Here is a 12,305-nt window from a genome sequence, read left to right on the forward strand (position 1 = left end):
ATCTATTGTCCCTTTTTAAGAAGAATTTTAAGTTTTTTAAAAACATCTTCTTTAGTATCAATCTCAATAAAACTAATATTTTTTTTAATACATTCTTTTTTCCATTTTATTTTATCAAGCGTCCAATAGTTTTTATAACCACTTAATGTTGATTTGCTAAACCCTGAAACTAAAAAATTTTCTCCAGTTTCAATATCTTCACAAATCAAAGTCCCAATTTTAGGAAAATTTTCATCAAAAAAATCTGAAATTCTTATAGCAATAACATTGTGTCTCTTGCTCAAAACATTTAAAGATTTAAAATAAGCATTCGCCTTAAAATCAGAAATAATTATAACTAAAGATCTTTTTTTATAATATTCTGCTGTATTTTTAAAAATATAAGCTAAGCTGCTACCCGGCTTAAGATTTCTATTAACCGTTTCACTTAATATCAATCCTAGGTGCGAATGACCCTTGCTAGAGGGTATAAACTTGTCTGTTCCACTTGAAAAAAAAGTAACTCCTATTTTATCATTATTAAAAAATGCCATATGTGCAAAAATAGAAACCAACAAATCTTGAACATCCTTTTTATTTACCTTGTCTCCCAAGCTCATGGAAAGTGAATTATCAACAAGAAGATGAAGATTCATCCCCCTATCTTCTTTGAAAACCTTTGAAAAAATGCTATCGGCTTTTGAGCTCACATTCCAATCAATAAATCTAGCATCATCAGAATCCTCATACGGCCTAAATTCATGAAATTCAAGGCCAAGGCCTTTAAAAATTGAACGATAACCACCAAAATTAAGCTCTGAAAGCATTTTCCTTGAAAAGAACTTTAAAGTTTTTATTCTAGTTTTAGTACTACTGCTTATCTCATTATCTTGTATCATTTCAAAATTATTCCCTAAGGAAGCGCTACAGCAGAAAGAAGCATTCTAATAATATCATCAATGCTCATTTCCTCTACCTCTGCCTCATAAGATGGTGTAATTCTGTGTCTTAATACGCTGTGGGCAACGGCTTTGACATCTTCTGGTAAAACAAATATTCGCCCCTCATAAAGAGCATTAACACGAGCACACTTTAATAAACTAAGAGAAGCCCTGGGAGATGCGCCAAATTCAATATATTTGGCAAACGGATAAGTTTTCTTATCTCTCTCTCGAGATGCTGAGATTAAAGTAACAATATAAAGCATTATTTTATCATCAACTTTTACTCTACCAACCGTTCTCTTAATATCAGCCAAAGAATAAGCATTCATCACCTTTGCAACTTTAATATTCTCAAGACGCCCATCTACTGAAAATATTTTCAAAAGCCTTACTTCATCTTGCACTGATGGATAATGAACATTAACTTTCAATAAAAATCTATCAAGTTGGGATTCTGGCAAATTATAAGTTCCCTCTTGCTCTATTGGATTTTGAGTAGCAAGAACAAAAAACGGATCTGGGAGCCTGTGGGTTTCGTCTCCAAGAGTAACTTGTCTTTCTCCCATAGCCTCAAGAAGAGCAGACTGAACTTTTGCAGGAGCCCTATTGATTTCATCTGCTAAAATAACATTTGAAAACACTGGACCTTTTCTAACCTTAAAGGTGCCTGTAGCATTTTTATAAACCATATTACCAGTAAGGTCGGATGGCAAAAGATCTGGGGTAAACTGTATGCGCTTAAATTCAAGATCAAGAACATCAGATACGGTTTGAATTGCAAGAGTCTTGGCAAGCCCTGGAACCCCTTCAAGCAAAACATGCCCATCTGTTAAAAGACCCATTAAAATAGCATCTATCATTTCTTTTTGACCAAGAACTCTGCTTGCAACTTCTCTTCTAAATTTATTTATTAAATGTAACGCATTCTCTACTTCTGAATCTATCTGAAAACTACTCTTCATAATACTCCTAGTCACAACCACTTTAAAATATAAATTGAACTAAAACGATAATAATATTATCTGTAAAGCAAAACCAAATTTCTGTCTACTCTTAATTTTGAATTTAAAGACTTTATTTCTATTTTACTAAATAAATCTTTAATCTGATTGACTTCAAGGTTAATTCTATCAAATTTACCCTTATATGCCATAATCAATCCCCCACTCTTTAAAAGATTCTTTAAAATTAATGCATATTCATTCATACTTCTAAAAGCTCTAATTGTAATAAATTCATACTTCTTTTTTTCTCTTTCAATTTCATATTCTAAAATTTTTACATTTTCTAAATCAAGTTCTAATTTTATCATTTTCAAAAAAGTAGACTTTTTTTTACTTCTCTCTAAAAGATAATATTTCCTAGAAGTATCAAAAATAGACAAAACAATACCCGGAAATCCAGCACCGCTTCCAACGTCAAGAATTTCAGAAGGATTAATCTCTTTAACAGTAGACAATCCCAAAAGAGAATCTATAACATGTAAATTAAGAATAGAGCTAAAATTGCTATTACTATTTGAAATTAAATTGAATCTTGTATTTAAAAGCAAAATTCTCTTTATATATAAATTTATTTTCTCAAGATCTTTGTAATCAAACTGCAAATTATGTTCTGACAAAGCAAATTCAATATCACTCATCATAAAGAAAAATTTATAACTACCTTATTTTTAGGATTTGAAAAATATATTAACAAAACAGTAATATCTGTACTTCTTATTCCAGGGATTCGACTTGCTTGAGCAAGAGTAGCTGGTTGAACCTTGGAAAATTTCTCTCTGGCTTCCCTTGAAAGACCTTCAATAATCTCATAATTAAAATCAAATGGTAGTTTGACAAACTCTAGATTATCAAGTTTTTTAATCAAATCTTTTTGTCTATTAATATAACCTTCATATTTAACATCTAATTCAACCTGTTCTAAAATTACTTTTGAATCACTTAAACTTGGATCAATCTTTATAAGATTATCCAAACTAATAGAAGGATCTTTTAAAATATGGTAAAAATCTTTACTAACATGTTTTTTTAATTGCTCATCAACAGAATCTTTTAAGCTAAGACGCCTTTGCTTTAAAAGCTCCTTTATCTCTTCAACTCGCCTTTCTTTAAAAAGATATCTTGAATATCTCTCCTCATCAACAAGCCCAAGATCATATCCAATCTTAATCAAACGCTTGTCGCTAGTATCGTGCCTTAAATTAAGTCTGTGCTCAGCTCTAGAGGTAAACATTCTGTAGGGTTCTTTAGTGCCTTTGGTAACAAGATCGTCAATAAGAACTCCAATATAAGAGCTGGTTCTTGTTAAAATCATTGGCTTTTTATTTTGAAGTTTAAGAGCAGCATTAATTCCAGCCATTAGCCCTTGAGCTGCCGCTTCTTCATATCCTGAAGAACCATTGGTCTGCCCTGCTATAAAAAGTCCTTTGACTCTTTTACTCTCAAGATTTGGGTAAAGTTCAATTGGATTTATATAATCATACTCAACAGCATAACCAGGCCTTGTAATAACAGCATGCTCAAGACCTTCAATACTGTTAATCAACTTTTGCTGAACATCTTCAGGCAAAGAAGAGCTAAGCCCATTAAGATACATTTCTTCGGTATTAAACCCTTCAGGTTCAATAAAAATTTGATGCCTATCTTTATCTTTGAATTTTACTATTTTATCCTCAATAGAAGGACAATATCTTGGACCATTGCCCACAATCTCGCCAGAATAAAGGGGTGACAGATGCATATTCTTGCTAATTATTTCGTGAGTTTTTTTATTGGTATAAGTTACATAACATGAAAGTTGAGATTTGTCTAACTTGCCATTTGAAAAAGAAAAGGGGATAATGTCTGAGTCTCCAAATTGAACCTCGGTCTTTGAGAAATCCACACTTTTTTTATGAATTCTTGCTGGAGTACCAGTTTTAAGCCTGCCCATTTCAAATCCAAGACTTAGCAAAGTTTTATCAAGCCCATAAGCAGAAAATTCAGCAAGCCTGCCCATATCAGCTCTATACTCCCCAATAAATATTTTACCTCGAAGAAACGTCCCTGTTGTAAGAATAACAACGCTTGATCTAAACTTATTGCCTCTCTCTGTAACAACACCTTCAATTTCATTTCTCATAGAATTAAGAATAAAATCAACAACTGTATCTTGGAAAAGATCAAGATTGTCTTGACGTTCCAAAGTTTCTTTGGCCTTGGTTTGGTACATTAATTTATCAGCTTGAGCACGCGGAGCTTGAACTGCAGGACCACGACTTTTGTTTAAAACTCTAAACTGAATCATGCTAAAGTCAATAATACGGCCCATTTCACCACCAAGAGCATCAATTTCTCTAACCATATTGCCCTTAGCAAGCCCACCAATAGCAGGATTGCAAGAAAGTTTGCCTATTGTGTCTAAATTTTGAGTAATCATTAAAGTTTTAAAATTTAATCTTGAAAGAGCAAGAGCGGCTTCAATCCCTGCATGCCCTCCTCCAATAACAATTGCGTCAAAGTCCATATTTATTTCCCCAAACAAAAATTCTTAAACATATTGTTAAGAACATCTTCACTGCTAACTTCTCCTGTTATTTCTCCTAAACAGTTGATAATCTCATAAGCATCAAATGCCAACATATCATAACTTAATTGGCGATCAATTTTACTCAGTAAATCCAAAATCAAAGCATACGCTTTCTCTAAAAGTTGCATCTGACGACTTGATGATATTATTATATCATCAAGACCAATCTCCACCCTCTCGTAAGAGATTAAAGCCTTTATTTTGTCATAAAGAATATCTATTCCTTCTAAATTTTTAGTACTAATCATTATTAAATTTGAAGAATTTAAAACCTTTGAGCGAACAAATTCTTCGGTGGATTTATTTATCTTTAAATCTATCTTATTTAAAACGAACAATATTTTACTATTAGATTTATTTGAATCAATAAATGAAAAATCATCTCTTGTTAAATTTGAACTAACATCGATCACATAAATCACTAAAGATGCTTCCTTTATTAAAGAATTACTTTTTTCAATTCCTAATCTCTCAACAAAATCATTAGCATCTCTGAGTCCTGCTGTATCAAAAAGATTAAATAAAATGCCATCAAGCTCAAAACTTGCTTCAATATAATCTCTTGTAGTGCCTGGATATGAAGAGACAATTGATCTATCTTTTTTGAGAAACAAATTAAATAACGAAGACTTGCCAGCATTAACAGAGCCTGCTAAAACCAAAGTAACACCGCGATCAATTTTTTCATAAACCTTATAAGAGTTAATTAATTTTTTAAGTTCGGCTTTGCTACTTAAAATTAAATCAAAAGGAATGCTAATTTCATGATCATCAACCTCATAATCAAGATAAACACTAACAGCCGATAAAAAATTTAAAATACATTTTTTTATCGTATCTATTTTAACAAACAAAGCTCCAGAAAGTTTATTAACTGCAAGAGAATAAGTTTTATTGGTCTTGGCAAAAATAATCTCATGGATTGCTTCTGCCTTTGTAAGATCAATTTTCTTAGCAAGAAATGCACGCAAAGTAAATTCACCAGGTTCAGCCATTCTAAAACCACTTTTTAAAAACAAATCTATAATCTTTTTAATCCCAATCACAGAGCCATGCGCCATAACTTCAACAGCATCTTGCCCTGTAAAGCTCTTTGGTGCTCGATACAAACAAACAACAACTTCATCTACCTTGCAATCATTTTCATTATCTAATATATAACCGTAATGAATCGTATTCCCAGATGCCGAATTGAGAGCTGAAGGATTTGAAAAGATTTTAGAAAATTTAGATATAGAAGAAGAACCACTGCTACGAATAACACATAAAGCACTACTTAAAAAAGGAGTTGCAAGAGCTACAATATCATCATCTCTTTCAAAAAACTTACTCATACCTTAATGTATTATAACACAATAAAAAAGACAAAATTGATTTGTAAATATGTTTATAATAGCTTATAATTAATTTTATAAAAATGAAAACAAAACTTGAAATTGAACTAAAAGAAGTTTTAAAAAAAGAACTCCTCTTGGTAGAAGAAATATATAATTCATACTTAAAAATAAAAGAAAATATTGATAATAAAAATGAAATGGAATTTAAAGAGGTCTCAAACAAAACAAAAATATTGCTTGAAAATTTTAAAGAAATTGAAAGCAAAAGAGACGAAATTTGGAAAAAATTCACCAAGAATGAAAACTTTAAGTCAACTTACGAAGCTGTAGAAAAATTAACTACAATTTACAAACAAGAAATATACGACTATCTGCACAAATTGAAAATTGGAATACTGAATATCAAAAATTTAAACTACATAATACAAAACTACGTAAACACATCCCTTGACATGTTAGCAATAATATTTCAAGATATCCAAGAAAGCGTAGAAAATGTAACTTACAAAAACCCTTACGGGCCAAAACTTGGACGCTCAAACGAAGCTTCCGTTTTAATAAATAAAAAACTTTAAAGGAGTTTAGAGTGGATTCAACATTTTCAGGAATAGAAATTGGAAAAAGAAGTTTATTTGCGCATAAAGATGCTATGAATACAGTTGGTCACAACCTATCCAATGCTACAAAACCTGGATATTCAAGGCAAAGAGTAACAATGAAAACCGAAATTCCTCTTTATGCTCCACAATTAAACAGAGCCAAAAAGCAAGGACAATTGGGCCAGGGAATCGTGGTTCAGTCTATAGACAGAGTAAAAGATGAACTACTTAACACAAGAATCGTTGAAGAATCACACCGACTAGGATACTGGGATTCGCAAGACAAGTTTATATCAATGCTAGAAGATGTTTATAACGAACCTGAGGATCAGTCAATAAGAAAAAGATTAAATGATTTTTGGGAAAGTTGGCACGATCTAGCAAATCAACCACAAGGCCTAGCAGAAAGAAAAATAATTCTGGAAAGAGGCAAATCTTTTTGCGAGGGAATAAGAAATAGATTCCATTCGCTTGAAAGAATTTACATAATGGCAAACGATGAAATAAAAATTACAACAGATGAGGCAAATAATTACATTAGAAACATTGCAAATCTTAATAAACAAATTTCAAAATCCCAAGCGATGAAAGACAATCCAAATGATTTAATGGACGCAAGAGACTTAATGGTTGAAAAATTAGGCAATATAATAAGTGTGTCAATTGAAAACAAACAAGATCCAAATGAATTTTTAATCCACTCAGAAGGAAGACACCTCGTACAAGGTTCAATTGCAAATGAATTTAAACTAGAAGCTACAAACGGACCCACCAGGACTAGATGGAACATTTTATGGGCAAATAATGACAAAGCTTACCTTAAAACTGGAAAGTTGGGATCTTTGCTTAACATAAGAGATGAAGAGATTAAAAATGAAATCGGCGAACTAAATAATATGGCTGCCAACATTATAGAGATTGTTAACGAAATACATGAAGCAGGGCACGGAATGGACAAAAAAAATGGGAGAAGCTTTTTTTCTCAAGAACTAAAACTAACTGATGATCGAGGCAGATATGATACTAACGGAAATGGTCAGTTTGATTCCGTTCATATTTTCAAAATTAACAGCACAAACGAAATATTTCCAGAAGAAAAATTGGGATTTTACGGAACTCTTAAATTTGAGGCTACAAATAGCAATGAAATTGTAGAAATAACTTACAATGCTCCAGATACAGTTCAAGATGTAATAAATAGAATAAATAATTCCAACTCACAAGTTACAGCAAGAATCAACTCAGAAGGCAAACTTGAAATCAAAGCGGTTAAAGAGCAAGAAGATGAAAACATAACATTTAAAATTAAACACATAGAAGATTCTGGATTATTTCTAACAAAATATACGGGAATATTAAATGCATCTGGACCTGAGGGGGCCTATGATTACAAAAACATTGACACAACAGACAAATTAGCACCCAAATCAACTTATTCAATCTCCCCTCTAAAAAATCCTGCAGCATGGATAAAAGTTGCAGACATAATAGACTCAGATCCATCAAAAATAGCATCGGGAATTAAAAATCCAACAAATGAAATATCTATTGGAGATAACCAAGCAGCATTGAGAATCTCCTCTTTTGGAAATTCTCAAGTTATGATTGGCAAAAATTTAACACTAAATGATTACTTTGCAAATACAGCATCAAATATAGCAATAAAAGGGCAAGTTTCAGAAATCACAAAAGAAAGTCAATCTCAAATATTAAAAGATTTAACAGATCTAAGAATGTCTATTTCTGGAGTAAACAAAGATGAAGAACTTGCAAACATGATCGAATTTCAACAAGCATTTATTGCAGCAAGTAAATTTATCACTGTTTCTGTTGAACTAATAGACACAGTAATAAATAAAATGGGAGTATAAGAATGATAAATAGAGTAAGTCATCCATTAACATATGAAAATTTCAAAACCTCTACAGCAGAACAAGAGTCTAAAATTACAAAAATTTTAGAAAACTTATACAAAGGCGGCAAAAGGATTGTAAAACTAAGGAACGATCCAACAGGCGTTACTCACGCAATAAGGCTAGATAACGACATATTTAAGCTTAATGTATACATAAAAAATATTAGTACTTCTAAGGGCAAACTAAGGTATACAGAAGGATATTTACAATCTCTTACAAATATTTTAACACGAGCTAAAGAAATTGCAATTCAAGGAGCAAGCGGAACTTATGAGGCAGATGACAAAAAAATGATATCAAAAGAAGTAAATGCTTTGCTTGAAGATGTTGTTGCAATAGCAAACGCTAAGGGGCCTGATGGATACAGTATATTCTCGGGGACCAAAATTGACAGCGAAGCATTTAAAGTAACCAGAGAGAACAAAATAAGCAAAACAAGCAAAGACGGCGCAGGCCCTCAAATAATCAAAGTAGAATACAACGGTAACCAAGCTGAAAAAAAAACAGAGGTATACAATGACATTCATATGTCAAATAATTATCCTGGGAATGTAATATTTTTCTTACAAAACCAGAATATTATCTCATCAATAAATACTAATGGATTTGCCGTAAAAGAAAATACAAAAATTTATATTGACAATGTTGAAATAGGACTAACAGCCGGAGATACTGCACTTGACATTGTTGCAAAAATCAATGAATCTTCAGCACCTGTTGAAGCAAGCATTGATCCGGTTTTAAACTCATTGTCTATTAAAACTACAACTCCACACCAAATTTGGATAACAGAAGAAAAAGACTCAAATGTTTTACAAACACTTGGAATACTTACCAAAAACAATGATACCAAACTGCCTCCTTACAACCTTTCTAGCAGCACAGAGGTTAGAAGCAGGTCTATTTTCGATGCGCTTATTGAGCTTAGAGACACACTTTACAATAACAAAGAAGAGCTTGTTGGAAGCAGAAGTCTAGCAGAAATTGACGAGAGCCTAAAAAGACTACTTATATCCGTTGCGGATCTTGGAGCAAAAGAAAATAGACTTGATAGAAGCTACGAAAGAATAAGTAAAGAGGCTGCGGATATGAAAGAAGATATGGTTCAATACACAGATCTTGATGTAACAAAAGCAATAACCAATTTAAATATGGCAAGCTTAGCTTATCAAGTATCTATAGGAATCTCTGCTAAAATAATGCAAACAACTTTATTGGATTTTATAAAATAAAATGATCGATGAAAAAAGTATAGAATTTGATTTTCCCGAAGGAATACTTGGATTTGAAAACATTAAAAAATTTATAATAAAAGACTCTAAGTATAAGCCTTTTTCTATTATGCAATCCATGAATAAAGACGTAAGTTTTTTGGTAACATCTCCTTTTAATTTTTTAAGCGAATACTTACCAAATATCGAAGAAAAAGATTGGTCGGATATTAAAGCAACAGCAGAAGATGAAAAAGTTATACTATGCATAATTAATATGCATGTTAATGATTATAAAGACATTACAGCTAATCTAAAAGCACCAATCATAATAAACAAAAAAAAATTACTTGGAAAACAAGCTATATGCACAAATGAAAATTACTCACTACACCATAAAGTTTTCAAGGAATAAAGATGCTAGTATTGTCAAGAAAAGTAAATGAAAGTATTAAAATAAACTCTGACATTGAAGTTTTAATATTAGAGATAAAAAAGGATACTGTTAAAATAGCAATTAAAGCCCCTGAAAACATTAAAATATTTAGATCTGAAATTTATGAATTTATTATAGAAGAAAATAAAAAATCACTACTAAAAGATAAGCATAATATAAGCAAAATTAAAAGCCTATTCAATCATTATTTCAAGAATGAAACTTAATCTCTGCATCACTTTGCCTTATGTAAAGAGGTCCTGATAAAATATCATCACTTTTGCGATTTTTTAAATATTTAGCTATCCCAAGTTCTGTCAAAATTTTTCCAAACGAACTTAAATTTTCAATGATTTTAAATTTATAATTGGACTCTTTGGAAACATTCTCAAGATTGTTCCCAATAAGCACTGAATTTGGATCAATCTGATTCAAATATTCAAACAAATCTTCCTTAGAAAAACACAAAATCTTCCCCACCAACTCGCAATTTTTATAGTGCCCAAGAAAATATTTACCTGCAGTAAAAGTTAATACAATTACACTAGGACTGTTTTTAACTAAATTTGCAAAAACATCTAATGTGGAAATATTGACAAAAGGAACAGAAAGACCCAAAGCAAGACCTTTGACAAAACTTAAACTAATTCTAAGGCCAGTAAAAGAACCAGGACCACAAGAATTTATAATTAATTCAATTTGATTAAGATCTATATTATTTTTAATTATAAAATCATTGAAAATTTTTGGAACACTAAAATTAAAATTTGATTTAAGTTCAACCAATGAAAAATTCTTATTATTAATTCTAAAATAAATTATTAACGCTTTATATGAATATTCAAATGCAAGCGTATTAATCATTAAATTCTAAAACCCTGCCTGAATCGATTATTTTAAAAGTTAAAGAAAATAATCTGTCTTTTGGAACAATGCTCAAAGCAATTTGTGGCCATTCAATAGCAATAATTGAGTCAAGATCCATAAGTATTTCCAATCCCCCAACAAGCTCAAATTCTTCTAAAGAAAACACCCGATATAAATCAATATGATAAAATTTAAAATCTACAAAATCATAAACATTAACAATATTATAAGTTGGACTTGTAAAATAAGAAATTCCAAGGTTAAGCGCAAGTCCCTTTAAAAAACTAGTTTTTCCCGCTCCCATATCACCACTTAAAGCAAATATTTTACCAATTGGTAAAGGATAAAAAAAAGATTTGGAAAAATTTATCATTTTTTTTTCTGATTTAAATTCTAAAATCAAGGAAGCTTACCTTTAAACTCCAAATCAATTACATGCCTTTTAATTGCAACCATTAGCTTTAAAACAGGATAATTTAAAAAATCTATAAAATCAATAGTGACGTGCTTTTCTCCTAAGGGTGTAGCCTCAATTACAAATTTGACTTTTTTGATTTCCAAAATGTCATTATACTTATAAACAACATCAGCAAAATATACATTTCTATAGTGTATAAAGCTCTCTTGCTTTTCAATATTATTAAGAGAAATAAGCTGCACAATAATAATCCTTAAAATAAATTAAACTCCCAAAAAGCCAACATAAGAACATTTTTATTTAGCGCTATTTTTAAAGGCGGAATTTTTATTCTTAACCTCTGAATTGCTTTTGGCTATCATTGACTAAAAATCTTCAAATTCCTAAATTTTATGAGATGTCGCAAAAAAATAACTCTAATTCTTAAAATTAAACCTCCCAGGAGTTTTGATTTTTCATCTTCTTATTTCTAAAACAATTTTTTTAAAAGCTTCAATATCTTCAATTGCCAAATTAGACAAAATTTTTCTATTAATTTTTATATTAGACTTCAATAAACCTTCAATAAATTTTGAATAACTAACCCCAGTATCACTTAAAGCAGCCGAAATTCTTGAAATCCACAAGCGTCTAAAATCTCTTTTTCTAACCTTTCTATCTCTTGTAGCATACATCATACCCTTTCTTAAGGTATCTTTAGCTTTTTTATAATTACTCTTTTTTGTACCCCAAAACCCTTTTGTTTTTTTTAAAATTCTCTTACGCCTTGCAACGTGAACTGTTCCGTTTTTAGCTCTAGCCATATCTGTCTCCTAAAATTATTTTCCATAAGGTAATAAAGTTTTAATTCTTTTAGTTTCAAAAGAAGAAAGATTACCTGATTTTCTTAAATTTCTCTTGCGCTTAGAAGATTTTTTCGTCAAAATATGCCTTAAATTTTGTTTTTTATACTTAACTTTACCATTTACAGTAAAAGAATACCTTTTTTTTGCACTTTTACGTGTTTTCATTTTATTTGCCATTTCATC

Annotated in this window: 15 protein-coding genes; 5 read left to right on the forward strand and 10 right to left on the reverse strand. The window is 30.8% G+C overall.

Translation table 11 applies throughout. From position 1 onward, the window contains the following. Window positions 1–2: 2 nt before the first annotated feature. The 5 genes from QIA46_RS00850 to mnmE are packed head-to-tail and all read right to left on the reverse strand — an operon-like array spanning window position 3 to window position 5,827. Window positions 3–878, reverse strand: coding sequence for a DUF58 domain-containing protein (locus QIA46_RS00850; protein WP_301341356.1), 876 nt, complete (start codon window positions 876–878; stop codon window positions 3–5). Window positions 879–892: 14 nt separating this feature from the next. Continuing rightward, window positions 893–1,885, reverse strand: coding sequence for an AAA family ATPase (locus QIA46_RS00855; RefSeq protein WP_316256014.1), 993 nt, complete (start codon window positions 1,883–1,885; stop codon window positions 893–895). A gap of 56 nt (window positions 1,886–1,941) precedes the next feature. Then, window positions 1,942–2,568 carry a 16S rRNA (guanine(527)-N(7))-methyltransferase RsmG gene (gene rsmG / locus QIA46_RS00860; RefSeq protein ID WP_317268112.1) on the reverse strand — a complete coding sequence of 209 codons (627 nt, stop codon included), beginning with the start codon at window positions 2,566–2,568 and terminating at the stop codon, window positions 1,942–1,944. Beyond that, window positions 2,565–4,430 carry a tRNA uridine-5-carboxymethylaminomethyl(34) synthesis enzyme MnmG gene (mnmG, locus tag QIA46_RS00865; protein WP_317260063.1) on the reverse strand — a complete coding sequence of 622 codons (1,866 nt, stop codon included), beginning with the start codon at window positions 4,428–4,430 and terminating at the stop codon, window positions 2,565–2,567. Before mnmG ends, rsmG begins: the two co-directional genes overlap by 4 nt. Before the next feature lie 2 nt (window positions 4,431–4,432). Next, a complete protein-coding gene (mnmE, locus tag QIA46_RS00870; RefSeq protein WP_317268113.1) occupies window positions 4,433–5,827 on the reverse strand; it encodes a tRNA uridine-5-carboxymethylaminomethyl(34) synthesis GTPase MnmE in 1,395 nt (464 codons plus the stop codon). 83 nt (window positions 5,828–5,910) lie between these two features. Here mnmE and QIA46_RS00875 point away from each other — a divergent pair, with 83 nt between their 5' ends. From QIA46_RS00875 to csrA, 5 genes are read left to right on the forward strand one after another with little or no spacing between them, the layout of a single operon-like run. Next, window positions 5,911–6,405, forward strand: a complete 495-nt coding sequence (locus QIA46_RS00875) for a flagellar protein FlbF (protein ID WP_317268114.1) — start codon at window positions 5,911–5,913, stop codon at window positions 6,403–6,405. Between the two features lie 11 nt (window positions 6,406–6,416). Then, a complete protein-coding gene (gene flgK / locus QIA46_RS00880; RefSeq protein ID WP_317268115.1) occupies window positions 6,417–8,300 on the forward strand; it encodes a flagellar hook-associated protein FlgK in 1,884 nt (627 codons plus the stop codon). Between the two features lie 2 nt (window positions 8,301–8,302). After that, window positions 8,303–9,577: a flagellar hook-associated protein 3 gene (locus QIA46_RS00885; protein ID WP_301341363.1), complete on the forward strand. Its 1,275-nt coding sequence runs from the start codon at window positions 8,303–8,305 to the stop codon at window positions 9,575–9,577. A 1-nt stretch (window position 9,578) separates the two neighbouring features. After that, complete coding sequence (fliW, locus tag QIA46_RS00890) at window positions 9,579–9,971, forward strand: flagellar assembly protein FliW (RefSeq protein ID WP_301341364.1); 393 nt, start codon at window positions 9,579–9,581, stop codon at window positions 9,969–9,971. A 2-nt stretch (window positions 9,972–9,973) separates the two neighbouring features. After that, on the forward strand, window positions 9,974–10,219 hold the full coding sequence (csrA, locus tag QIA46_RS00895) for a carbon storage regulator CsrA (RefSeq protein WP_301341365.1): 246 nt from the start codon (window positions 9,974–9,976) through the stop codon (window positions 10,217–10,219). On the opposite strand, the gene tsaB is transcribed toward csrA, so the two are convergent. The 5 genes from tsaB to rpmI form a co-directional block, all read right to left on the reverse strand. Further along, complete coding sequence (tsaB, locus tag QIA46_RS00900; RefSeq protein WP_317268116.1) at window positions 10,203–10,856, reverse strand: tRNA (adenosine(37)-N6)-threonylcarbamoyltransferase complex dimerization subunit type 1 TsaB; 654 nt, start codon at window positions 10,854–10,856, stop codon at window positions 10,203–10,205. The genes csrA and tsaB overlap by 17 nt on opposite strands. Next, complete coding sequence (gene tsaE, locus QIA46_RS00905; protein WP_317268117.1) at window positions 10,849–11,262, reverse strand: tRNA (adenosine(37)-N6)-threonylcarbamoyltransferase complex ATPase subunit type 1 TsaE; 414 nt, start codon at window positions 11,260–11,262, stop codon at window positions 10,849–10,851. Before tsaE ends, tsaB begins: the two co-directional genes overlap by 8 nt. Further along, window positions 11,259–11,519: a hypothetical protein gene (locus QIA46_RS00910; RefSeq protein ID WP_301341367.1), complete on the reverse strand. Its 261-nt coding sequence runs from the start codon at window positions 11,517–11,519 to the stop codon at window positions 11,259–11,261. The genes tsaE and QIA46_RS00910 overlap by 4 nt, the downstream gene beginning before the upstream one ends. 213 nt (window positions 11,520–11,732) lie before the next feature. Continuing rightward, window positions 11,733–12,080: a 50S ribosomal protein L20 gene (gene rplT, locus QIA46_RS00915; protein WP_317268118.1), complete on the reverse strand. Its 348-nt coding sequence runs from the start codon at window positions 12,078–12,080 to the stop codon at window positions 11,733–11,735. 15 nt (window positions 12,081–12,095) lie between these two features. Continuing rightward, the gene (rpmI, locus tag QIA46_RS00920; protein WP_317268119.1) at window positions 12,096–12,299 is read right to left on the reverse strand and encodes a 50S ribosomal protein L35; all 204 of its coding nucleotides are present in this window, start codon (window positions 12,297–12,299) and stop codon (window positions 12,096–12,098) included. Window positions 12,300–12,305 lie beyond the last annotated feature (6 nt).

It is taken from the genome of Borreliella carolinensis (assembly GCF_032595855.2).
GTDB classification, from domain to species: Bacteria; Spirochaetota; Spirochaetia; order Borreliales; family Borreliaceae; genus Borreliella; species Borreliella carolinensis.